The sequence below is a fragment of the Bradyrhizobium sp. 155 genome (assembly GCF_023101105.1).
Taxonomy (GTDB): Bacteria; Pseudomonadota; Alphaproteobacteria; order Rhizobiales; family Xanthobacteraceae; genus Bradyrhizobium; species Bradyrhizobium canariense_D.
Genome location: NZ_CP064704.1, coordinates 5,031,486 through 5,055,282, shown reverse-complemented (window position 1 = coordinate 5,055,282; position 23,797 = coordinate 5,031,486). Strand labels below are relative to the sequence as shown.

Annotated in this window: 22 protein-coding genes; 20 read left to right on the top strand and 2 right to left on the bottom strand. The window is 64.1% G+C overall.

Annotated features, from left to right (window positions below; genetic code table 11):
• Positions 1-68: 68 nt before the first annotated feature.
• Entirely contained in the window at positions 69-848 is a 780-nt protein-coding gene (locus IVA93_RS24645; protein ID WP_018458610.1) for a Crp/Fnr family transcriptional regulator, read from the bottom strand.
• A 192-nt stretch (positions 849-1,040) separates the two neighbouring features.
• On the bottom strand, positions 1,041-1,337 hold the full coding sequence (locus IVA93_RS24640) for a gamma-butyrobetaine hydroxylase-like domain-containing protein (protein WP_018458611.1): 297 nt from the start codon (positions 1,335-1,337) through the stop codon (positions 1,041-1,043).
• Positions 1,338-1,546: 209 nt separating this feature from the next.
• Here IVA93_RS24640 and IVA93_RS24635 point away from each other — a divergent pair, with 209 nt between their 5' ends.
• The 20 genes from IVA93_RS24635 (at position 1,547) to IVA93_RS24540 (ending at position 23,794) form a co-directional block, all read left to right on the top strand.
• The gene (locus tag IVA93_RS24635) at positions 1,547-2,320 is read left to right on the top strand and encodes a ferredoxin--NADP reductase (protein WP_085352335.1); all 774 of its coding nucleotides are present in this window, start codon (positions 1,547-1,549) and stop codon (positions 2,318-2,320) included.
• A 104-nt stretch (positions 2,321-2,424) separates the two neighbouring features.
• Complete coding sequence (locus IVA93_RS24630; protein WP_026233620.1) at positions 2,425-4,167, top strand: fumarate reductase/succinate dehydrogenase flavoprotein subunit; 1,743 nt, start codon at positions 2,425-2,427, stop codon at positions 4,165-4,167.
• A gap of 28 nt (positions 4,168-4,195) precedes the next feature.
• On the top strand, positions 4,196-4,429 hold the full coding sequence (locus IVA93_RS24625) for a 4Fe-4S dicluster domain-containing protein (protein WP_007593252.1): 234 nt from the start codon (positions 4,196-4,198) through the stop codon (positions 4,427-4,429).
• Between the two features lie 2 nt (positions 4,430-4,431).
• Positions 4,432-5,409, top strand: coding sequence for a HEAT repeat domain-containing protein (locus IVA93_RS24620; protein WP_247541192.1), 978 nt, complete (start codon positions 4,432-4,434; stop codon positions 5,407-5,409).
• A 111-nt stretch (positions 5,410-5,520) separates the two neighbouring features.
• The gene (locus IVA93_RS24615) at positions 5,521-6,693 is read left to right on the top strand and encodes a fumarylacetoacetate hydrolase family protein (protein WP_085362409.1); all 1,173 of its coding nucleotides are present in this window, start codon (positions 5,521-5,523) and stop codon (positions 6,691-6,693) included.
• A 420-nt stretch (positions 6,694-7,113) separates the two neighbouring features.
• Complete coding sequence (gene ytfQ, locus IVA93_RS24610; RefSeq protein ID WP_247370847.1) at positions 7,114-8,079, top strand: galactofuranose ABC transporter, galactofuranose-binding protein YtfQ; 966 nt, start codon at positions 7,114-7,116, stop codon at positions 8,077-8,079.
• A 121-nt stretch (positions 8,080-8,200) separates the two neighbouring features.
• Positions 8,201-9,745, top strand: coding sequence for a sugar ABC transporter ATP-binding protein (locus tag IVA93_RS24605; protein WP_247370844.1), 1,545 nt, complete (start codon positions 8,201-8,203; stop codon positions 9,743-9,745).
• Positions 9,742-10,734, top strand: a complete 993-nt coding sequence (locus IVA93_RS24600) for an ABC transporter permease (RefSeq protein WP_247370841.1) — start codon at positions 9,742-9,744, stop codon at positions 10,732-10,734. The genes IVA93_RS24605 and IVA93_RS24600 overlap by 4 nt, the downstream gene beginning before the upstream one ends.
• Positions 10,731-11,711 (top strand): galactofuranose ABC transporter, permease protein YjfF, encoded by a 981-nt coding sequence (yjfF, locus tag IVA93_RS24595; RefSeq protein ID WP_247370840.1) that lies wholly within the window; start codon positions 10,731-10,733, stop codon positions 11,709-11,711. The genes IVA93_RS24600 and yjfF overlap by 4 nt, the downstream gene beginning before the upstream one ends.
• Positions 11,708-12,487 carry a FadR/GntR family transcriptional regulator gene (locus IVA93_RS24590; protein WP_247789254.1) on the top strand — a complete coding sequence of 260 codons (780 nt, stop codon included), beginning with the start codon at positions 11,708-11,710 and terminating at the stop codon, positions 12,485-12,487. Before yjfF ends, IVA93_RS24590 begins: the two co-directional genes overlap by 4 nt.
• On the top strand, positions 12,484-13,410 hold the full coding sequence (locus IVA93_RS24585) for a Gfo/Idh/MocA family protein (RefSeq protein WP_247370837.1): 927 nt from the start codon (positions 12,484-12,486) through the stop codon (positions 13,408-13,410). The genes IVA93_RS24590 and IVA93_RS24585 overlap by 4 nt, the downstream gene beginning before the upstream one ends.
• Before the next feature lie 2 nt (positions 13,411-13,412).
• Entirely contained in the window at positions 13,413-14,489 is a 1,077-nt protein-coding gene (locus tag IVA93_RS24580; RefSeq protein ID WP_085395496.1) for an aldose epimerase family protein, read from the top strand.
• Positions 14,489-15,367: an SMP-30/gluconolactonase/LRE family protein gene (locus tag IVA93_RS24575; RefSeq protein WP_018458624.1), complete on the top strand. Its 879-nt coding sequence runs from the start codon at positions 14,489-14,491 to the stop codon at positions 15,365-15,367. The genes IVA93_RS24580 and IVA93_RS24575 overlap by 1 nt, the downstream gene beginning before the upstream one ends.
• 70 nt (positions 15,368-15,437) lie before the next feature.
• Complete coding sequence (gene chvE, locus IVA93_RS24570; protein WP_247370836.1) at positions 15,438-16,511, top strand: multiple monosaccharide ABC transporter substrate-binding protein; 1,074 nt, start codon at positions 15,438-15,440, stop codon at positions 16,509-16,511.
• A gap of 184 nt (positions 16,512-16,695) precedes the next feature.
• Positions 16,696-18,273 (top strand): multiple monosaccharide ABC transporter ATP-binding protein, encoded by a 1,578-nt coding sequence (gene mmsA, locus IVA93_RS24565; RefSeq protein ID WP_247370835.1) that lies wholly within the window; start codon positions 16,696-16,698, stop codon positions 18,271-18,273.
• A complete protein-coding gene (gene mmsB / locus IVA93_RS24560; RefSeq protein WP_007608442.1) occupies positions 18,270-19,460 on the top strand; it encodes a multiple monosaccharide ABC transporter permease in 1,191 nt (396 codons plus the stop codon). Before mmsA ends, mmsB begins: the two co-directional genes overlap by 4 nt.
• 70 nt (positions 19,461-19,530) lie before the next feature.
• A complete protein-coding gene (locus tag IVA93_RS24555; protein ID WP_247370833.1) occupies positions 19,531-20,190 on the top strand; it encodes an HAD family hydrolase in 660 nt (219 codons plus the stop codon).
• An 8-nt stretch (positions 20,191-20,198) separates the two neighbouring features.
• Positions 20,199-21,149: a sugar-binding transcriptional regulator gene (locus IVA93_RS24550; RefSeq protein WP_085352344.1), complete on the top strand. Its 951-nt coding sequence runs from the start codon at positions 20,199-20,201 to the stop codon at positions 21,147-21,149.
• Positions 21,150-21,577: 428 nt separating this feature from the next.
• Positions 21,578-22,831 carry an ABC transporter substrate-binding protein gene (locus IVA93_RS24545; RefSeq protein ID WP_018458630.1) on the top strand — a complete coding sequence of 418 codons (1,254 nt, stop codon included), beginning with the start codon at positions 21,578-21,580 and terminating at the stop codon, positions 22,829-22,831.
• A 90-nt stretch (positions 22,832-22,921) separates the two neighbouring features.
• Positions 22,922-23,794 carry a carbohydrate ABC transporter permease gene (locus IVA93_RS24540; protein ID WP_247370832.1) on the top strand — a complete coding sequence of 291 codons (873 nt, stop codon included), beginning with the start codon at positions 22,922-22,924 and terminating at the stop codon, positions 23,792-23,794.
• Positions 23,795-23,797: the final 3 nt, after the last annotated feature.

The following is a 23,797-nucleotide window of genomic DNA, read 5'->3' as shown; positions in this document are numbered from 1 at the left end:
GCATACTCCTTGGGCAGTCCTGCACTATTAAGCCGCTTGCATGGGCACCGGCCTGGTCGCAAGCTCGGTCAGTCGGCCGCCTGCCCTCGCATTTCTTCCAGCACGTCGGACCGGCAGACCACGATCTGCGAGCGCTTGGTCAGCACGATTCCCTTTTCCTGCATGCGCTTCAGGCTGATCGTGACCCATTGCCTGGTGGCACCGACCATGTGGGCGATATCGGCATGGGTGAAGGCGGCCGCGATCACCCGGCCGTCGGCGTCATCGACGCCATAGAGGTCGACGAGATGCAGCAACAGATGCGCAAGGCGCTGTGTGATCGAGCGCGTTCCCAACATCTGGGCCAGCGCCGAATAGCACTTGCCCTTGAAGGTCAGGCCTTCGATCAGGCCGATCGCGAGGTTCGGGATCTCGACCGCAAGGGATCGTAGCTCCTTTCCGGGCAGATGCACCACGCTGCAATTGCTGGATGCAACGCCGGACCATTGATGCACGGTGCCTTCGAACACTTCCGGCCCGCCGACGAAATTGCCGACATGCCAATAGGCCAGCGTGATCTCGCGGCCGAGCGGAGAGGTGTAGAACACCCGGATCCGGCCGCTCTCGATCAGCCAGATACCGTCATGCTTGCCACCCTGGCTGAACAGCGTCTGGCCACGGTTGAGCACTTTTCGGCGGCCCTGCTTCAGCACCAGCTCCCGCTCGCGCTGGCTGAGCTTGTCCATCAAGGGCGGCGGTCCGCCGATCCATTGCTGGTTCTCGGTGAGCAGCAGCGAGGAACCGCCGGTAGGCCGGACCGTTGCGGGAACCGTCCCGCGAACCACATTGGCCGCCGCCTGCAACATCATCTGCCTCCGGAACGTTCAAACCGTTCTAAAGAGGAGCAATGTCCGTGCCAGATTCACTCCGCTGTCATCGCCCGGCTTGACCGGGCGATCCAGTATTCCAGAGACGTCAATGGGCTATCGAGAAGCCGCGGCGTACTGGATTCCCGCCTTCGCGGGGAATGACAGCGAAGCTTGGAAGACGACCTGTGGCGTCTACCGCCCCACCAGGCTCAGCAAATACGGCTTCGGGTAAATCCCCCGATTGTGCCCATCCGAAAACGAGATGTTCAGCCCGTAACCGAGATCGCCGATCTCGGTGATCGCGATGCCTGGAAACCGCTCGGGAAAGCGGCCGTCGAAGCGGGCGCGGGTGCAGTGGGCGCATTTGCAGGAGAGGCGGAGCGTTTCCGCCGCCAAGTCCAGCGTGTCGTCCTGAGCGGTGCGGACGCGGAGCGTCGCGAGGTCGGCGCTTGCTTCGTAATCTGCCACGGTCGGTCCCACCAAGGTCATGACGTGTCTCCGACCCTTCTCTACCTTGCCGCAGCACTGCCGCGATAGCAACTAATTGCCAGGCGCAGGGTGCGCGGCGCTGATCGTCGCTGCCTGCTGTTCGATCATCGCCCACGAAATGTGAAACTAATCGACCGGCAATTTCAGTTCGGCGTTGCCGGATTCCTGTCTCTCCGAAACCTTGTGCGCAATCGAGATCAGGAGAGACAATGAGCGCATTTCAGAAGGAAACGGTTTTGTCGGTCAGGCACTGGACCGACAGCCTGTTCAGCTTCACCGCGACGCGCGATCCGGGCTTCCGCTTCCAGAACGGCCAGTTCGCGATGATCGGGCTGGAAGTCGAGGGCAAGCCGTTGCTGCGAGCTTACAGCATGGCGAGCGCCAATCACGAGGAGGCGCTCGAGTTCTTCTCGATCAAGGTGCAGGACGGTCCGCTGACCTCGCGCCTCCAGAAAATCAGGGAAGGCGACGTCATCCTGGTCGGCCGCAAGGCCACGGGCACGCTGATCACCGGCAATCTCATTCCCGGCAAACGCCTGTTGCTGCTCTCGACCGGAACGGGACTCGCGCCGTTCGCCAGCCTGATCAAGGACCCCGACGTCTACGAGAATTACGAGACCATCGTGCTCGCCCATGGCTGCCGCCAGGTCTCCGAACTCTCCTATGGTGAGCACCTCGTCGAAGGCCTGCGCAGTCACGAGTTCTTTGGACCGCTGATCGGCGACAAGCTCGTCTACTATCCCACAGTCACCCGCGAGCCGTTCAGGAACCGCGGACGCATCACCGACCTGATCGCGTCGAACCAGCTCTTCGAAGACATCGGTCTGTCAGGCCTCGATATCGAGACCGACCGCATCATGCTGTGCGGCAGCCCGGCGATGCTGGAGGAACTTCCCGCGATGCTCTCTGGGCGCGGGTTTGTCGAGGGCAATCACAGCAGGCCCGGCCATTTCGTGATCGAAAAGGCCTTTGTCGAGCGCTGAGGCGCAAATCGCAGCCCCGCGACAACTAATTGCTATCGCCGGGACGCCTGCTGAACAAATCTGATGCAAAGGCGCCGGACCTGCCGGCGAACCAGGAGCAAGCGATGTCACTAGATCAGATCGTCGACGGACTTTCGGAGGTTTCCTGCGACGTGCTCGTCATCGGCGGCGGCACGGCGGGCCCGATGGCGGCGTTAAAGGCGAAGCTGAAGAATCCGAAGGCCAATGTCGTGCTGCTCGAGAAGGCCAACGTCAAGCGCTCCGGAGCGATCTCGATGGGCATGGACGGCTTGAACAACGCCGTCATTCCCGGCTACGCGACGCCGGAGCAGTACACCAAGGAAATCACCATCGCCAATGACGGTATCGTCGATCAGAAGGCGGTCTACAAATACGCGCAGAACTGCTACTCGATCATCGAGGAGCTCGACAGTTTCGGCATCCGCTTCCTGAAGAACGAGAACGGCGACTACGCTGTCAAGAAGGTGCATCATATCGGCACCTACGTACTGCCGATGCCGAACGGCGAGACCGTGAAGAAGGCGCTGTATCGCCAGCTCCGCCGCGCCCGCATCCTGATCTCCAACCGCTACATGGCGACGCGGCTGCTCAAATCCGCCGACGGCCGCATTGCCGGCGCGATAAGCGTCAATACCCGCACCGCCGAGATGCTGGTGATCAAGGCCAAGGCCGTCATCCTGTGCATGGGCGCCGCCGGCCGTCTCGGCCTGCCGACCTCGGGCTACATGTTCGGCACCTACGAGAACGCGGCCAATTCCGGCGACGGCTATTCCATGGCCTATCACGCCGGTGCAGCACTGGCGAACCTCGAATGCTATCAGATCAATCCGCTAATCAAGGACTATAACGGCCCGGCCTGCGCCTACGTCGCCGGTCCCTTCGGCGCCTTCACCGCCAACAACGAGGGATCGCGCTTCATCGAATGCGATTACTGGTCCGGCCAGATGATGCTGGAGTTCTACAACGAGCTGTTGTCCGGGAAGGGCCCGGTGTTTCTCCAGCTCAAGCATCTTCACCCCGACACCATCTCGGAGATCGAATCGACGCTGCACAAGGTCGAACGTCCCACGCGCGGCCTGTTCCAGCAGGGGCGCGGGGTCGACTACCGCAGCGAGTCGATCGAGATGCACATCTCCGAGATCGGCTTCTGCTCCGGTCACAGCGCGTCGGGCGTGTTCGTCGACGACAACGCGCGCACCACCGTCCCGGGCCTCTATGCCGCCGGCGACATGGCGAGCGTGCCGCACAACTACATGCTCGGGGCCTTCACCAACGGTTCGGTCGCCGGCGTCGACGCGATGGAGTTTGCGGACAATCACGACTTCGCGGAATTCGACGCGGCTGAGGTCGCCCGCGAACGTGACCGCGTCATGGCGCCGACCAAACGCGAGGACGGTATTCCGCCGAACCAGATCGAGTACAAGACGCGGCGTCTCGTCAATGACTATCTCCAGCCGCCGAAAGTCACGCGCAAATACGAGCTCGGCATGCGCCGGCTCGCTGAAGCGAGGGAAGACATGCAGGAGCGCATGATCGCGCGCAATGCGCACGAACTGCTCCGCGCGCTCGAAGTCCAGTCGATCATGGATTGCGCGGACATGGCTGTGCATGCCTCGCTCTACCGCGAAGAAAGCCGTTGGGGCCTCTATCACTGGCGGACGGATTTCCCGGAGAAGGACAACGAAAACTGGTTCTGCCACACGCTGCTGAGTAAGCAGGACGGCAAGATGACCAGCGAGAAGCGTGCCGTGGAGCCCTATATCGTACCGATCGCCGACGATGAGAAGGATCTCTACGACAAGCAGCGCATCCGCGCGACAGCCTGACCCGCCGCACAAATACAGGAGACATACGATGCCTCTCGCTTCCTATCAGACATCGGTTCCGGTGGTCGTCGATGACGCCAAATGCATCGCGGACAAGGGCTGCACGGTGTGCGTCGACGTCTGTCCGCTCGACGTACTGCGTATCAGCGATATGACCAACAAGGCCTACATGGCCTATGACGAATGCTGGTACTGCATGCCCTGCGAGGCGGATTGCCCGACCGGCGCCGTCACCGTCAACATTCCTTATCTCCTGAGGTAGCCATGTCGAGCCCGTTCGAATCCTACGACGATCTCGAAGACGCCGACGAGCGGCTCCAGGCTGCCGATCCAGGGGAGCGCCGCGTCGCGATCATCGCGCTCGGCCATTCCGGCGATCCCGCCGCCGTCGGCCATCTCGCCAAAATGGTCGCCGATCCTGATGCCGGCGTCCGCCAGCAGGTCGCGATGGCGCTCGGCGAGTTCGACGGGCCGGAGGCCGCGGCTGCGCTGGTGAAGCTGCTCGTCGATCCTGAACGAATCGTTGCGTCCCCCGCGGCCGACAGCATGGCGGAGTTCAAGGATCCGGCTTGCGCCGAGATCATCCTGCCGCTGGTCAAGCATGCCCACGCCTTCGTCCGCATGGGCGCGTTGCGTGCGCTGAAGGAGCTGCGCTGCAAGGACACACTGAAACCGGCGCTGGAAGCGCTCCAGGATTCCGATGCCGCCGTGCGGGTGCAGGCGATCGGCGTGATCGGGTTCCTCAAGCTGGAGGAATCAATTCCGGCGCTGACCGCGCTGATCAACGATCCCGACGCGCATGTGCGCCGTGCCGCCGTCAGCGCGCTCGCCTTCTCGCAGATGAAGCCCGCGGCCGAGATGATCACGCGCGCGTTGAAGGATTCGGACTGGATGGTGCGGGAGATGGCCGCGGAAACGCTGGGCCTCAACGTCAACGGATCGATTGCCGCCGACCAGCTCATCGCTTCGCTCAGTGACGAGTTCTGGCAGGTGCGGCTGAAGGCAATCCGCAGCCTTGGCCGGATGAAGATCGAGCGCGCGGTGCGCCCGATCGGCAACTGCGTGAACCATGAGCAGGCTAATCTGCGGAAAGAGGCGGCGGCTGCGCTTGGCGAGATCGCCCACCACGACGGCGAAGCGTTCCTTGCCGTCATCGCCGACGATCCCGATCCCGAGGTGCGCAAGAACGCGCGCTGGGCGCTTCAGCAGATTGCGGCCCGAAAAGCGCGGGCGGGGGCATAGAAGCGCGGCGGGCTGCCGCGCTGGACTTCCCGTCCCAGACGTTTATTGGTCTTCGCCAATGTGATAGGCCTCCGCGAGCGAGGCCGATCCGAAAAGAGCGAGGATACGCCCATGACGACATTGACGGTAAAGGACCTTCTTCCCGAGGACGGCACGCGGGGAACGCTCGTCGGCCGCGTCTGGCTGCCGCAGGCGAATGGCCCGGCCGTGGTCGCCGTGCGCGGCGATGGTGTGTTCGACGTCACCGCAAAATTCCCGACCGTCAGCGCACTCTGCGAGGAAGACAATCCGGCGAAGGCGCTTGCCGCGACCAAGGGCGAGCGCATCGGCGATCTCGAGGCCATCGTCGCCAACACGCCTCCCGATCAGCGCGATCCGAAAAAGCCGTGGTTGCTTGCGCCCGTCGATCTCCAGACGCTGAAGGCGGCCGGCGTCACCTTTGCCATCTCGATGCTGGAGCGCGTGATCGAGGAGCGGGCAAAGGGCAATCCGGCCTCGGCCGAAGCGATCCGGAAGGAAGTGACCCGGCTGATCGGCGACGATCTGTCGAAGCTCAAGCCGGGCTCGGACAAGGCGATGCACCTGAAGCAGGTGCTGATCGACCAGAACGCCTGGAGCCAATATCTCGAGGTCGGCATTGGCCCCGATGCCGAGGTCTTCACCAAGGCGCCGACCTTGTCGTCGGTCGGCACCGGCATGGATGCGGGGCTGCATCCGAAGTCGACCTGGAACAACCCCGAGCCGGAGCTGGTGCTGTTCGTCTCGAGCCGCGGCACGATCGTCGGTGGCGCCCTCGGCAACGACGTCAATCTGCGCGACTTCGAGGGCCGTTCGGCACTGCTGTTGTCGAAGGCCAAAGACAACAACGCCTCGTGCTCCATCGGCCCGCTGCTGCGCCTGTTCGACGACAGCTTTACCCTCGACGACGCCCGCAAGCTCGACATCAGCCTGAACGTCAAGGGGCAGGACGGTTTCGTCCTCGACGGCCATTCCTCGATCAGCATGATCAGCCGCGATCCGACCGATCTGGTCGAGCAGACCATCGGCAAGGTGCACCAATATCCTGATGGCTTCGTGCTGTTCCTCGGGACCATGTTCGCGCCGGTCAAGGATCGCGACGCGCCGGGACAGGGGTTCACCCACAAGCGCGACGACATCGTCACGATCTCGGCGCCCCAGCTCGGCAAGCTCGTCAACCGCATGCGGACCAGCGACGAGTGCGAGCCCTGGACATTCGGCATCGGCGCGCTGATGAAGAATCTGGCGCAGCGGAAGCTGATCTAGCTCGCTGCCCTTCGCCTCTCCCCGCAGGCGGGGAGTGGCCGGAATTCCCGCAACGCGCGAATTCCGGGTGAGGGGACTCTTCACAAGTCGCTTTGCTCGATAGACGCGAAAACTCTGTTTCCTCCACAATGACGGGGAGAAGAGGTTGCGGGTCTGTCTGTCACCGTCCTCAGTGCCCTCGTCCGAACTGGCGTATCATTTTCTTCATCTCTTCGTTGCATCGCCGGAACAAAATCGCGCTATGCGTGTCATAGAAGTCGTCCATCCGTTCGCGTGCGCTTTCGCCCGCAATAGTCAAATAATATGACTAGTCGGAACCAAACTTCCGTGAAATAGTCCCTCCCGCCGCCTCAAAGGTCGGCCTGCGGGTGCGATGCTACCAATCGGCGCCCCCGGAAAACATTTTGGGAGACACGCCTGATGATCCTCAAAGCCCTCTTTGCGGCCAGTGCCACGGCCGCGTTGCTACTCGCGCTGCCGGCGCATGCCGCCGAACTCACCATCGGTTTTTCGCAGATCGGATCGGAATCCGGCTGGCGCGCGGCCGAGACCTCGGTCTCCAAGCAGGAGGCCACCAAGCGCAAGGTCAATCTCAAGATCGCCGACGCGCAGCAGAAGCAGGAGAACCAGATCAAGGCGATCCGCTCCTTTATCGCGCAGAACGTCGATGCGATCTTCCTCGCGCCCGTCGTCTCGACCGGCTGGGACTCGGTGCTGAAGGAAGCCAAGGAGGCCAAGATCCCGGTCGTGCTGCTCGACCGCGACATTGATCCCTCCGGCAAGGAGCTCTATCTCACCGCCGTGACCTCCGACAGCGTTCACGAAGGCGAGGTCGCGGGCGACTGGCTAGCGAAGACCGTCGGCGCCAAGGCCTGCAACATCGTCGAATTGCAGGGCACGGTCGGCGCGAGCGTCGCCGCCAACCGCAAGAAGGGTTTTGACACTGCTATCGCCAAGCATGCCAACCTGAAGGTGGTGCGCAGCCAGACCGGCGACTTCACCCGCGCCAAGGGCAAGGAAGTGATGGAAAGCTTCATCAAGGCCGAAGGTGGCGGCAAGTCGATCTGCGCGGTCTATGCGCACAACGACGACATGATGGTCGGCGCGATCCAGGCGATGAAGGAAGCCGGGCTCAAGCCGGGCAAGGAGATTCTCACCGTCTCGATCGATGCGGTCCCCGACATCTTCAAGGCGATGGTCGCCGGCGAAGCCAATGCCACGGTCGAGCTGACGCCGAACATGGCAGGCCCCGCTCTCGATGCCATCGCGGCCTTCAAGGACAAGGGTACCGTTCCGCCGAAATGGATCCAGACGGAATCCAAGCTCTACACCGCCACCGATGATCCGCAGAAGATCTACGACAGCAAGAAGGGCCTCGGTTACTGAGGCGAGAGTGTCGCCGGACGGCCGCGCTTCGGCAGTCCGGCGATCCCGGTCGAAACCGCTGCGCGAACCAACAGGCTCCGTGTCCGCATTGTAAGCGGGCGCCCTTGGGAGTGAATTTGTCATGGAGAACAGCCAGGATTCCGCTGCTTCCCTGCTGGAGGTGCGTGGGATCAGCAAGAGCTTTGGCGCCGTGCGTGCGTTGCAGGAGGTCGACTTCACGCTTCGCGCCGGCGAGATCCATGCGCTGCTTGGTGAGAACGGCGCCGGCAAGTCCACGCTGATCAAGGTCGTCACGGGCGTATTTCCACGCGATGCCGGCATCGTCAGGCTGGGCGGCGAAGAGGTCGCGCCGCGCACGGCCAAAGCGGCGGTTCAGGCCGGCATTGCCACGGTCTACCAGGAGGTCAATTTGCTGCCGAATCTCTCGGTGGCGCAGAACCTGTTCCTGGACCGGCAGCCGATGCGCTTCGGCGTCGTGCGCGAGGGCGAGATGCGACGCCGCGCGAAGTCGCTGCTCGCGGATTTCGGTCTCGACATCGACGTATCAGCGCCGCTTGGCAATTACTCGGTGGCGATTCAGCATGTCACCGCGATCGCGCGCGCCGTCGATCTCTCCGCGCGCGTGCTGATCCTGGACGAGCCGACCGCGAGCCTCGATCGCCATGAGGTCGAGATCCTCTTTCGCATCATGCGTCAGCTTGCCAAGCGCGGCATTGGCATCGTCTTCGTCAGCCATTTCCTCGACCAGGTCTACGAGATCTCCGATCGAATCACCGTTTTGCGAAATGGTCGCCTTGTCGGCGAACGCGAGACCGCGTCGCTGTCGCGGCTCGAGCTGATCCGGATGATGCTCGGCCGCGAGCTGGCCGAGACCACCAGCGCGCGGGCCGCGACGCGCGACCATCAGGCCCGCGAAGTCTGCGCGAGCTTCGAGAATTATGGCAAATCAGGCTATGTCGCGCCGTTCAATCTCGAGCTGCGCCATGGCGAGGTCGTCGGACTCGCCGGCCTGCTCGGCTCGGGCCGGACCGAGACGGCGCGGCTGGTGTTCGGCGCCGAGCGCGCCGATGGCGGGCAGGCGAGGGTGGAAGGCGCGCCTGTCCGGCTTCACTCGCCGCGCGACGGCGTGCGCCACGGCTTTGGCTATTGCCCTGAGGAGCGCAAGACCGACGGCATCGTCGCCGAGCTCACCGTTCGCGAGAACATCGTGCTCGCGCTCCAGGCCAAGCGCGGTCTACATCGGCCGCTGTCGCGACGCGAGCAGGACGAGATCGCAAGCCGTTACGTCAAGATGCTCGACATTCGCCCGCCCGATCCGGAGCGTCCCGTTGGCCTGCTGTCCGGCGGCAATCAGCAGAAGGTCCTGCTGGCACGGTGGCTTGCGACCTCGCCACGGCTGCTCGTGCTGGACGAGCCGACCCGCGGCATCGACGTCGGCGCGCATGCCGAGATCATCCGCCTGATACGCGAGCTCTGCGACGACGGACTTGCGCTGCTCGTGATTTCCTCCGAGCTCGACGAGATCGTGACCTATTCCGACCGCGTGGTGGTGCTGCGCGACCGCGCTCATGTCGAGGAGCTCGCCGGCGAGGCCATCGACGTCGGCAGCATTCTCGCCGCGATCGCCGCCAATGGGGCCAGTGTCGCGCATGAGGGCAGGGCATGACCGCGCTGTTGCCGCGCCGCGGCCTTGCCCAGATCCTCGCGTTGATCGTCATCCTGGCGGTCGATCGCGTGGTATCGCCGCAATTCTTCGATCTGCGCCTCCAGGACGGCCGGCTGTTCGGCAGCCTGGTCGACGTGCTCAACCGCGGCACGCCGGTGGCGCTGCTCTCGCTCGGCATGGTCCTGGTGATCGCGACGCGCGGCATCGATCTGTCGGTCGGCGCGGTGATGGCGATCTCGGGCGCGATCGCGGCGAGCCTCGCCGACACCCATAGTCCGGCCGTGGTGCTGGCGGCTGCGCTCGGCGCGGGCCTGATCTGCGGATTGTGGAACGGATTTCTCGTCGCGGTGCTCGGCATGCAGCCGATCGTGGCGACCTTGATCCTGATGGTGGCGGGGCGCGGCATCGCCCAGCTCATTACCGAAGGCCGCATCGTGACCTTCTCCTCGCCCGATCTGGTCTCGCTCGGCAATGGCTCTATCCTCGGCCTGCCGGTGCCGGTCGCGATTGCGCTGGGCATGCTGATCCTCACCGGCGCGGTGGTGCGCGGCTCGGCACTCGGATTGCTGATCGAGGCCACTGGCGGCAATGCGCGGGCAAGCGAGCTCGCCGGCGTCGGCACGCGCGCGATGATTTTGGCGGTCTATGTCTGGTGCGGCGTTTGCGCTGCGCTTGCCGGCGTCATCGCGGCGGCCGACATTATGGGCGCGGATGCCAACAATGCCGGCCTCTGGCTTGAGCTTGATGCCATCCTCGCGGTGGTGATCGGCGGCACCTCCCTGTTCGGCGGCCGCTTCAGTCTCGTGCTGGCCGTACTCGGCGCGCTGATCATCCAGACCATGAACACGGGCATTCTGCTGTCGGGCTATCCGCCGGAGTTCAATTTGCTGGTCAAGGCGGTGGTGGTGCTCGCCGTGCTGCTGCTGCAATCGCCGAAGCTGTCCGGCTTTGCCGGCGTCGTGGCACGGCTGCGGAGGACCAAGGCATGAAAGGCCTGCCGCCCGTCCTCATCACGGCGATCGTGCTCGTCGCCGGATTCGCGCTCTGCGCGATGCAGTTTCCCAACATCGCTTCCACTCGCGTGGTCGGCAATCTCCTCACCGACAACGCCTTCCTGGGCATCGTCGCGACCGGTATGACCTTCGTCATCATTTCCGGCGGCATCGATCTCTCGGTCGGCTCGGTGATCGGCTTCACCACGGTGTTCGTCGCGCTGGCGATCGAGCGCTGGGGAATGCCGCCCCTGGTCGCCTTCGTCGCCATTCTCGCGCTCTCGGCCGCCTTCGGAGCGGCGATGGGCGCGGTGATCCATGTCTTCGATTTGCCGCCTTTCATCGTGACGCTCGCCGGCATGTTCTTGGCCCGGGGTGCCAGCTTCCTGCTCTCGACGGAATCGGTGCCGATCACAGCACCTGTCTATTCCACCGTGTCGGACTTCGCACTGCGACTACCCGGCGGTGGACGGCTGACGGCGGTCGCGATCATCATGCTTGCGATCGTGATCGGCGGCGCATTGCTGCTGCAGCTCACCCGGTTCGGCGCCAATGTCTATGCGCTCGGCGGCAGCCGGGCGACCGCTAGCCTGATGGGGGTCGCCGTCGGCAAGATGACGGTGAAGATCTACATGCTGTCGAGCCTGCTCGCCGGCATCGCCGGCATCGTCTTCTCCTTCTACACCAGCGCCGGCTATTCGCTGTCCGCCGTCGGCGTCGAGCTTGACAGCATCGCGGCCGTCGTGATCGGCGGCACGCTGCTCACGGGCGGGCAGGGCTCGGTGATCGGCACCTTCCTGGGCGTGCTGATCCAGGGCATGATTCAGACCTATATCAATTTCGACGGAACACTGTCGAGCTGGTGGACCAAGATCGCGACCGGCGTGCTGCTGTTCGCCTTCATCGCCTTGCAACAGGGGTTGGTCGCGCTCGCGCGCCGACCCGTGGCAAAGCGCCTGGGAGCAGTCTCATGACCACCTCGCGCATCCTCGTCATCCCGATGCGCCGGGCGCACTCCAATCACGCGGAGGTGGCCCGCTCGATCGGCGTTGACATCATTGCCGGTCGCTACGCGGAGGGAACGCGCCTGCCTGGCGATGCCGAAATGATCGCGATGTTCGGGGTGTCGCGGCCGGTATTGCGGGAGAGCGTCAAGACGCTGGTCGCCAAGGGCCTGCTCACCACCAAGGCCCGCGTCGGCACCGTCGTGCGCGAACGCGTCGCCTGGAATATGTTCGACGCCGACGTGCTGGCCTGGCACCTGGACGCCGGGATCGACAAGCGTTTCCTCAACGACCTGGCCGAGATCCGCCTCGCGGTCGAGCCGCGCGCGGCGATGTTGGCGGCGGCGCAGCGGTCGGAGCAGGATCTATCCGAGCTTCGGCGCTGCATGGAGCGGATGCGACTTGAAGCCTCCGACTCCGTTGGCTTCGCCGATGCCGACCTCGCGCTCCACGTCGCCGTGGCGCGCGCCTCCGGAAATCTGTTCATGCGCTCGATCGGGCACGTCGTCGAGGCTGCGTTGCGCGCCTCATTCCTGCTCAGCGCACCGGTCGAACCGGAGGACCGCGACACCGTTCTGCTCTGGCATCAGAAGATCGTCGATGCCATCGCCGCCGGTGATGCCACGACTGCGGCGGAGGCGATGGTCTACGTCATTCACAACGGCATGCGCCGCCACGAGGGTACAGTGATCGAGACTGTACCGGCCGAAGCGCTGCCGTCCGCGGAAGCTGGAGAAACATCGTGACTGAACTTCGCATCGCCATCGTCGGCTTCGGCAAGATCGCGCGGGACCAGCATGTCGGCGCCATTGCAGCGGTTCCCGGCGCGACGCTGGCCGCCGTCGCCAGCCGCAATGCCTCGTTGCCGGATCTGCCGCATTTCGCGACCATCGAGGAGCTGCTGGAAAAAGGTCCGCCGATCGCCGCGGTGTCGCTCTGCACGCCGCCTCAAGTGCGCCGCGCCCAGGCGGTCGCAGCGCTGAGGGCCGGCAAGCACGTCATGCTGGAGAAGCCGCCCGGCGCCGGCGTTGCCGAGCTCGATCCGCTGATCGCGATGGCGGGTGAGACCAAGCGAACGCTGTTTGCGACCTGGCATTCGCGCCATGCGCCGGCAGTCGAGCCGGCGCGCGAGTGGCTCGCCGCGCGCCGCATCCGTTCCGTGCACGTCAACTGGAAAGAGGACGTCCGCGTCTGGCATCCCGGGCAGGCATGGATCTGGGAGCCGGGCGGGCTCGGGGTGTTCGATCCCGGCATCAATGCGCTGTCGATCCTGACCAGGATCCTGCCGAAGCCCGTGTTCGTCAACGCGGCCGAGCTCGCCTTCCCCGCCAATTGCCAGGCGCCGATCGCCGCGAAGCTGACGCTGACCGACATCGACGGCCTACCTGTGACCGCCGAGTTCGACTTCCGCCAGACCGGGCCGCAGAGCTGGGATATCCTCGTCGAAACCGACCAGGGCCGGATGACGCTATCACGCGGCGGCCGGATCATGGCGATCGACGGCAAGACCGTTGCCGAGGCGCCCGATGAGGAATATCGGGAGCTTTACCGGCACTTCGTCGCGCTCGCCGCGACAGGCGCGAGCGACGTCGATTTGGCGCCGCTTCGTCTCGTCGCGGACGCCTTCCTGCTCGGCAGGCGCACGATCGTCGAACCGTTTGTGGGTTGATCATGGCTGGATCGAAAACAGAAAGAGACGTGTTCGGAACGCTGCCGGACGGCCGCAAGGTGGACCGCATCGTGCTGCGCGGCGAGGGCGGGTTCGAGGCGCGCATCATCACCCATGGTGCAGTCTTGCAGGCCTTGATCGCGCCGGACGGCAAGGGCGGCCACGACGACGTCGTGCTCGGCCATGATGGGTTTGCCGGCTATCTCGCCGAACGAAAGTTCTTCGGCGCCACCGTCGGCCGCTATGCCAATCGCATCGCCAACGGACAATTTTCGCTGGACGGCGAGACGGTGCAGCTTCCCGTCAACAACGGTCCGAATGCGCTGCATGGCGGCCTCGACGGCTTCGACCGCAAGCTCTGGGACATTGCGGAGGTCGACGATGGCGCCGAGCCCGCGGTCACGCTGACCTACACGAGCTCGCATGGCGAGGAAAACTATCCCGGTCGGCTCGATGTGCGCCTGACCTATCGTGTTACCGGCCCGGCTGAGCTATCCCTGATCATGGAGGCGCGGACCGACCGGCCGACCATCGTCAACCTGACCAACCACAGCTTCTTCAATCTGGAGGGCGCGACATCAGGCACGCCCATTCTCGATCACAAGCTGACGGTCGCGGCCGGGCATTTCCTCGCGATCGACCCCACGGCCATTCCGTTGCCGGAGCCGCCGCGCAGCGTTGCCGGCACGCCGTTCGATTTCCGGGAGCCTCGGCCGATCGGCGAGCGCATCCGCGAGAGCGACCAGCAATTGCGCAACGGCAGGGGCTACGACCATACCTACTGTCTCGCGCGCGACGGTAAGCTCAGTCTCGCGGCGCGACTGGAGGCGCCGCGCTCGGGGCGCATCATGGAGCTGTTCACCGATCAGCCCGGTCTGCAGGTCTATTCGGGCAATTATCTCGACGGCACGATTTCGGGCAAGGGCGGCAAGCTCTACCGGCAGTCGGACGCGATGTGCCTGGAGCCGCATATCTGGCCGGACGCACCGAACCGGCCGGATTTCCCGAGCCCGCGCCTAGCGCCCGGCGAGGTCTATCGCCATCATACGGTCTATCGCTTTGCGGTGAGGACGTCCTGATGGAACAGGTGCCGACCTCGGTTCTTTCGGACGATCCTTGCCATCTCGGCGAGGGGCCGACCTATGACGTGACCACGGACACCGCCTGGTGGTTCGATATCCGGGAGGGGCGACTGTTCGAGGCGCAGCTCGGCAGCGGCAGCATTCGCGTTCATGCGCTGGGCCGGATGGCGAGCGCGCTTGGGCGGATCGATGCCGAAAGGCAGTTGATCGTCGCGGAAGACGGCCTCTATATCCGCAAAATTGCCGACGGCGCGATGAGGCTGCTCTGTCCGCTTGAAGCCGACAATCCCGCGACCCGCTCCAACGATGCCCGCGTGCATCCCTCCGGCACGTTCTGGATCGGCACTATGGGTCGGAAGGCGGAAGCAGGGGCAGGCGCGATCTACGCGTTCCATCACGGCGAGATATCGATGCTGTTTCCGCGCATCAGCATTCCCAACTCGATCTGCTTCTCGCCCGATGGCGCCACGGGCTACTTCGCCGACACGGCGCGCGCGGTGCTCTACGCGGTGCCGCTCAATCCCGTCACCGGCCTGCCGCGCGGCGAGCCGGAGGTGCTGCTGCGCCACACCGGCGTTGGCGGCCTCGACGGTTCGGTGTGCGATGCCGACGGGCAGATTTGGAACGCGTGCTGGGGCGCGAGCCGCATCGACGTCTACTCTCCGCAAGGCGAACGCCTGCGTTCGCTGAGCGTGCCGGCAAAGCAGGCGAGCTGCCCCGCTTTTGTCGGTCCTGGTCTGTCGCGTCTCCTCGTCACCTCGGCCTGGCAGGACATGGATGCGGCGGCGCGTGCCGCCGATCCGCAAGCCGGCTACACCTTCCTGTTGGAGGCCACCGCGCGCGGTCGCGCGGAGCCTGACGTCAAGCTCGCATAGGAGGCTAGAAGCCGCACACCGAATTTCTCGACGACACGAAAAAACAGTCTGACATCCAAGGGAGTGAAACATGTTGAAACTGAAGACGACCTTCCTCGCGCTGGCGCTGGCCGGCGCTGCGACGATGGCCGCGGGCGTCACCGCCTCGGCCCAGGACAAAGCAACAGTCGGCATCGCCATGCCGACCAAATCGTCGGCGCGCTGGATCGACGATGGCAACAATATGGTGAAGGTGCTGAAGGAGCGCGGCTACAACACCGACCTGCAATATGCCGAGGACGACATTCCGAACCAGCTCTCGCAGGTCGAGAACATGGTGACCAAAGGCGCGAAAGCGCTGGTGATCGCCGCGATCGACGGCACCACGCTCTCCGACGTGCTCAAGCAGGCGAAAGCAAAAGGCATCACCGTGATCGCCTATGACCGCCTGATCCGCGGCACGCCGAACGTCGACTATTACGCCACGTTCGACAATTTCCAGGTTGGCGTGCTCCAGGCCGAATCGATCGTGCAGGGCCTCGGTCTTAAGGACGGCAAGGGCCCGTTCAACATCGAGCTGTTCGGCGGCTCGCCCGACGACAACAACGCTTACTTCTTCTACAACGGCGCGATGAGTGTGCTGAAGCCGTACATCGACAGCGGCAAGCTCGTCGTCGTCTCCGGTCAGATGGGCATGGATAAAGTCGCGACGTTGCGCTGGGACGGCGCCACCGCGCAGGCCCGCATGGACAATCTGCTCAGTGCCTACTACGGCAACAAGAAGGTCAACGCGGTGCTGTCGCCGTATGACGGCCTGTCGATCGGCATCATCTCCTCACTGAAGGGCGTCGGTTATGGCAGCGCCGGCCAGCCGATGCCTATCATCTCGGGCCAGGATGCCGAGGTGCCCTCGATCAAGGCGATGCTGCGCGGCGACCAGTATTCGACCATCTTCAAGGACACCCGCGATCTCGCCAAGGTGACCGCCGACATGGTCGACGCTGCGCTTGCCGGCAAGCAGGTCACCGTCAATGACACCAAGACCTACGAGAACGGCGCCAAGACCGTGCCGTCCTATCTGCTCAAGCCGGTCGTGGTCTATAAGGACAATTGGGAGAAGGTCCTGGTCGAGAGCGGCTACTACAAGAAGTCGCAGTTCCAGTAGGCTTCTTTGCTTTTCCCTCTCCCCGCTTGCGGGGAGAGGGTTAGGGTGAGGGGAAGCCTCCGCGAGGAAGGAAGCAGTCCGTCTCGCGGAGACTCCCCTCACCGGATCGCATCGAACGATGCGATCCGACCTCTCGCCGCGAGCGGGGAGAGGTGATCTAACACTGATTGAGGGACGTGAAATCATGACCGCAATGCTGGAGATGCGTAACGTCAACAAGAGCTTTTCCGGTGTGCAGGCGCTGCGTGATGTCAACTTCTCGGTTGAAGCCGGGCAGATCCACGCCCTCGTCGGCGAGAACGGTGCCGGTAAGTCCACGCTGATGAAGGTCCTCAGCGGCGTCTACCCGGCCGGCAGCTACGAGGGCACCATCATCTTCGATGGCGAGGAGCGCCGCTTCCGCGACATCAACCATTCCGAGGCGCTCGGGATCATCATCATCCATCAGGAGCTCGCGCTGATCCCGCTGATGTCGATTGCCGAAAACATCTTCCTGTCGCATCCGCCGTCAAAGCTTGGCGTCATCGACCGCGACGAGGTGTATCGGCGCACGCGCGACCTGCTCGCGCAGGTCGGCCTCAAGGAATCGCCGGATACGCTGATCACCGATCTCGGCGTCGGCAAGCAACAGCTGGTCGAGATCGCCAAGGCGCTGTCCAAGCGGGTGCGGATGCTGATCCTGGACGAGCCGACCGCGAGCCTCAACGAGGCCGACAGCGCCGCACTGCTGGAGCGGCTGATGGCGTTCCGCGCGCAGGGCATCGGCTCGATCCTGATCTCGCACAAGCTGAACGAGGTCGCCAAGGTCGCCGACCACATCACGGTGCTGCGCGACGGCCGCACCGTCGACAGCATCGATTGCCACGCCGAGCCGATCCAGGAAGACCGCATCATCCGCAGCATGGTCAACCGCGATCTCGCCCACCGCTTTCCGGAGCGCAGCGCAAAGATCGGCGAGCCCGTTCTCACCGTCGAGAGCTGGTCGGTCTACCATCCCATCCATCCCGAGCGGCAGGTGATCAAGAACGTCGATTTCAGCGTGAAGCGCGGCGAAGTCGTCGGCATTGCCGGATTGATGGGCGCCGGCCGCACCGAATTCGCCATGAGCCTGTTTGGCCGGTCGTGGGGCACCACGATCAGCGGTCGCATCCGGCTCGAGGGTCATGAGATCGTGCTGCCCAACGTGGCGGCCGCGATCGACGCCGGCCTTGCCTATGTCACGGAGGACCGCAAGCAGCTAGGGCTGATCCTCGCCGACGACGTCCGCAAGAACATCACGCTCGCAAGCCTCGACCAGGTCGCTCCTCGCCGCGTCATCGACGACATCGCCGAGCTGAAGGTCGCCAGCGACTACCGCAACCGGATGCGCATCCGCTGCTCCGACGTCTATCAGGAGACCAGCCAGCTCTCCGGCGGCAACCAGCAAAAGGTCGTGCTGTCGAAATGGCTGATGACCGACCCCAAGGTCTTGATCCTGGACGAGCCGACCCGGGGCATCGACGTCGGTGCCAAATACGAGATCTACTGTATCATCAACGAGCTTGCAGAAGCCGGCCGCGGCGTGGTGGTGATCTCCTCGGAGATGCCCGAGCTACTCGGCATCTGCGACCGCATCTGTGTCATGAACGACGGCGCCTTCGTCGGCGAGTTCAAGGGACGTGATGCGACGCAGGAAAAGATCATGCGCGCCATCATGCGCAACGACAGAAATTATGGAAGCAGCGCCCTTGCGGGTGCGGAGATGGGAGGATCGCAGCCATGACCGACAAGACGGTTTCGCTGCCCGAGGAGGGCCGGCACGGCAGCTTCATCAAGAACAATCTGCGCAATTACGGCATGCTGATGTCGCTGATCGCGATCATGCTGTTCTTCCAGGTCATGACTGGCGGCACGCTGCTGCAGCCGCTCAACCTGACCAATCTGGTGCTCCAGAACAGCTACATCGTCATCATGGCGCTCGGCATGCTGCTCGTCATCGTCACCGGCCATATCGACCTCTCGGTCGGCTCGGTCGCGGGCTTCGTCGGCGCGGTGGCTGCCGTGCTCATGGTGACCTACAAGGTCGACTACACGCTCGCCTTTATCGCCTGCCTGCTGCTGGGCGCGGCGATCGGCGCCGCACAGGGCTATTGGGTGGCCTATTTCAAGATACCGTCCTTCATCGTGACGCTGGCCGGCATGCTGGTGTTCAAGGGCCTCGCGCTTGCGGTATTGCAAGGCCAGTCACTAGGACCGTTCCCGGCCACCTTCCAGAAGCTGTCCTCCGGCTTCATTCCGGAGATGCTGCCCGAGGCCGGCACGCTGCATCCGACGTCGATGCTGGTCGGTGCGGTGCTCGCGCTCGGCCTCGTCTACGCCAGCGCCAAGGGGCGCTCGCGCGAGCAGCTGCACGGCATCGAGGTCGAGCCTTACGCGTTCTTCCTCGGCAAGAGCATTCTCCTGGCTTGCGCTGTGCTCTATTTCACCTATCTGATCGCCTCGCATCGCGGTCTGCCGAACGTGCTGGTCATCATGACCGCGCTGATCGCGCTGTACGGTTTCGTCACCCGCCGCACCGTCATCGGTCGGCAGGTCTACGCGGTTGGCGGCAATGCGAAAGCGGCAAGCCTGTCGGGCATCAAGACGGAACGGTTGACCTTCCTCACCTTCGTCAACATGGGCGTGCTCGCTGCGCTCGCCGGCCTCGTCTTCGCCGCGCGCCTCAACACAGCAACGCCGAAGGCGGGCCTCGGCTTCGAGCTCGACGTCATCGCGGCCTGCTTCATCGGCGGCGCCTCGGCCTATGGCGGTGTCGGCCGCGTCGGTGGCGCCGTGGTCGGCGCCATGATCATGGGCGTGATGAACAACGGCATGTCCATCCTCGGCATCGGCATCGACTATCAGCAGGTCATCAAGGGCCTGGTCCTGCTCGGGGCGGTGTGCATCGACGTTTATAATCAGCGGAGATGAGGCTGCCGCCGACTACGATCGGCTTCAGTGAGCTATTGCTCAACAGGTGAGCATATGATCGAATGACCGAATGGATCCTGGTCAGTTCGATCTCATTATCTTCGATTGCGACGGTGTGCTCGTCGACAGCGAGCTGTTGAGCTGTCAATGCCTGTCGGACGAGCTGTCCGAATCCGGGATATCGCTGACACTTGCACAAGCGCTGGAGCTGTTCCTTGGACGAAGCACGAGCGCAATTACTCGGCATTATCGCGAGCTCGGCCACGCAATGCCGGTCGATTTTCCGTCCCGGCTGAAGTCGCGCGTGTTGATGGCGTTCGAAAAGGCGCTTCATCCGGTTTCTGATGTCGATATGATCTTGTCGGGCCTGCGGGCACCATTCTGCGTGGCTTCCTCCAGCGACATCGACCGTGTCGCGCTCTCCCTTGACGTCACCGGCCTGCGGGCGCATTTCGGCGACCGGATCTACACCGCGCAGATGGTCAGGCACGGCAAGCCGGCGCCCGATCTCTTTCTGTACGCGGCCGAGCAGATGGGCGCGCAACCTGCGCGCACGCTGGTGATCGAGGATAGTCCGAGCGGCGTGCAGGCGGGCAAGGCGGCCGGCATGACGGTCTGGGGATTTGCCGGCGGCAGCCATTATCGCGGACGCGACGGGCAGGCTATACTGTTGGGTGCGGGGGCCGACCGGGTCTTCGCGCGCATGATCGATTTCTGGAAGGACGCCTGACGCCTGCCATGGCCGCCGAGAACGAAAAGTCCAGGCTCGACGACGCTGCGCGTGCCGGCTGGCTCTATTTCATTGCCGGTCACACCCAGGACGAGATCGCGAAGATGCTCCAGGTGTCGCGCGCGTCGGCGCAGCGGCTGGTGTCGCTATGTCTCGCCGAACGGCTCATCACCTTCCGGCTCGAACACCCCATCGCCGCGTGCATGGAATTGGCGGCGCGTCTGAAGGAGCGTTTCGAGCTTACCTATTGCGAGGTGGTGCCGGCTGATCCCGCCGCGCCGCAGGCCACAGCGGGCATAGCCGAACGCTGCGCCAACCTGCTCGATTCCACTCTGCGTTCGGAAACCCCCGTCATCGTCGCGCTCGGGACGGGACGCGCCGTGCGCGCCGCGGTCGAGCGCGTCACGCCGATCGACCGGCCCAATCACCAGATCGTCTCGCTCGTCGGCAACATCTCCGCCGACGGTTCTGCGAGCTTCTACGATACCGTCGGCCGGCTCGCCGATCGCACCGGCGCACGGCATTACCCGATGCCGCTACCGTTCCTGATGTCGTCCGAGGACGAGCGCAACAAGATGGTCCGGATCGAGCCGATCGCGAAGGTGAAGGCGGTCGCGGAGAAGGCGGATTTGCGCCTCGTCGGCATCGGCCAGATGGACCAGAAGGCGCAGGTCCATGTCGACGGCTTCGTCACCCGCGACGAATTGTTCGAGATGATGCGGCAAGGGGCGATCGGCGAGATCACGGGCTGGGCCTATGATTCCAAGGGCCGCCTGCTGAAGGCCGGCACCAACAAACGGTTGACCAGCATTCCGCCGGAGGTCCCGGCGAAGACCACGACGATCGGCGCCGCCGTCGGCGCAGCCAAGGTGCCGGCGATCGCGGCGGCGCTGAATGGGCGGCTGATCAACGGTCTGATTACGGACGAGGCGACCGCAAGGGCGATTCTGGAGCGCTGAGGCGGTTCGTCGTTTCCGCGCGGGGCGCGAGGCAGGGATTTCGCCACCCACGCCGCTGTCGTCGTCCGCGACCCGGCTACGCCAAGGCTTCGCCGGGGTTGAGGTCTGGGGGCGCCGAAGGTTTAGCGAAGGCGGCAGGCGGACGATCCAGGACGCCGCAGCGCCGCTTGAGGCAAACCGACAGACGGCACGGAGTACTGGATGCCCCTTCGCGGGGCATGACGGGGAGGGCGACGCACGAGCTCCCCGCATCGCAGCACTCATAAGTTGCCGAAACGTCCGCGCGCCTGCTTGACAACGGCCCGCCCTCAGCCGAACATACGCCCAACGCGTGGGCATATGCTCAAAAGCGCGAGCTTAGGGAGGTCACCGTGAAACACGTCCTCGGCGCCGTCTGTGGCGCGTCTGTCCTGCTGGCTGTCCCCGCGATGGCTGAAACGACCCTGACGATTGCCACCGTGAACAACGGCGACATGATCCGCATGCAGGGGCTGACGGGTGAATTCACCAAGAAGAACCCCGATATCAGCGTCAAATGGGTGACGCTGGAAGAGAACGTGCTGCGCCAGCGCGTCACCACCGACATCGCCACCAAGGGCGGCCAGTTCGACGTCCTCACCATCGGCACCTACGAGGTGCCGATCTGGGCCAAGAAGGGTTGGCTGGTGCCGCTCGCCAATCTCGGCGCCGACTACGACGTCGCCGACCTCCTGCCCAAGATCAAGGATGCGGTCTCGGTCGACGGCAAGCTCTACGCCGCGCCATTCTACGGCGAGAGCTCGATGGTGATGTACCGCACCGACCTGTTCGACAAGGCCGGCCTCAAGATGCCGGAAAGCCCCACCTGGGATTTCGTCGTCGACGCCGCCAAGAAGCTCACCGACAAGAGCGCCGGCGTCTACGGCATCTGCCTGCGCGGCAAGGCCGGCTGGGGCGAGAACATGGCGTTCCTCTCCGCCATGGCCAATTCCTACGGCGCGCGCTGGTTCGACGAGAAGTGGCAGCCGCAGTTCAACACGCCGGAATGGAAGGCGACGCTCACGACCTATGTCGACCTGATGAAGCAGGCCGGCCCTCCCGGTGCGAGCTCGAACGGCTTCAACGAGAACCTCGCGCTGTTCAATGCCGGCAAGTGCGCAATGTGGATCGATGCCACCGTCGCGGCGTCGTTCGTCACCAACCCGAAGGACTCCAAGGTCGCCGACAAGGTCGGCTTCGCGCTGGCGCCCAACACCGGGCTCGGCAAGAACGCCAACTGGCTGTGGGCCTGGAGCCTCGCAATTCCCGCCGGCTCGAAGAAGGCCGAAGCCGCCGAGAAGTTCATCGCCTGGGCCACCAGCAAGGATTACACCAAGGTCGTGGCTGCGAAGGAGGGCTGGGCGAACGTGCCGCCGGGCACCCGAACCTCGCTCTACCAAAACCCTGATTATCTGAAGGTCGCCCCGTTCGCCAAGCTGACGCTGGCCTCGATCGATGCCGCCGATCCGAACAAGCCGACGGTGAAGCCGGTGCCCTACGTCGGCGTGCAATATGCGGCCATCCCCGAATTCCAGGGCATCGGTACGCAGGTGGGCCAGCAATTCTCGGCCGCGCTTGCGGGATCGATGACGGTCGATGCCGCGCTCACCGCGGCGCAATCTTCAACCGAGCGCGAGATGAAGCGCGCGGGTTACATCAAGTGAGCTCGAGCTCTCCCTCCTGAGCTCAGACTTGCGGCCATCCACCGCTCCAGGTGGATGGCCGCCTTCTTCCCGCAAGCGGAGAAGCCAAGAATGGCAACCCGGCAGACGCAGCTTCTCGCACGGACGCTCCTGACGCCGGCCGTCGGGCTGCTGTTCATCTGGATGATCGTCCCGCTCGCGTTGACGATCTATTTCTCGACGCTGCATTACAGCTTACTCGATCCCGGCTCGGAAGCGTTCGTCGGGCTGGAAAACTTCCGCTACTTCCTCACCGATCCCGCGTTCCTCGCCTCGCTCCAGAACACGCTGGTGCTGGTCGGCTCGGTGCTGGCGCTGACCGTCCTGCTCGGAGTTCCGCTGGCGCTATTGCTCGACCAGCCGGTGATCGGCCTCAACATCGTGCGGTTGATGGTGATCGCGCCGTTCTTCGTGATGCCGACGGTGAGCGCGCTGGTCTGGAAGAACCTGCTGATGCATCCTGTGTCCGGGCTGTTTGCCTGGATCGCCTCGGTGTTCGGGTTGACGCCGATTGACTGGTTTACCGACGCGCCGCTGCTCGCCGTGATCCTGATCGTGTCCTGGCAATGGCTGCCGTTCGCGACCCTGATTTTGCTCACCGCGATGCAGTCGCTCGACGAGGAGCAGAAGGAAGCCGCTGAAATGGACGGTGCCAGCGCGGTCTCGACCTTCATCTACATCACGCTGCCGCACCTCGCGCGCCCCATCACGGTGGTGATCCTGATCGAGACGATCTTCCTGCTCACCGTCTTTGCCGAGATCTACGTCACCACGGGCGGCGGCCCGGGACTCTCGACCACCAACATCGCCTTCCTGATCTATTCGCAGGCACTGATCCAGTACGATGTCGGTACTGCCTCGGCAGGCGGCCTCGTCGCTGTCGTGATCGCCAACGTTGTTGCCTTTTTCCTCGTCCGTATCGTCGGTCGCAACCTGGAGGCATAAGAC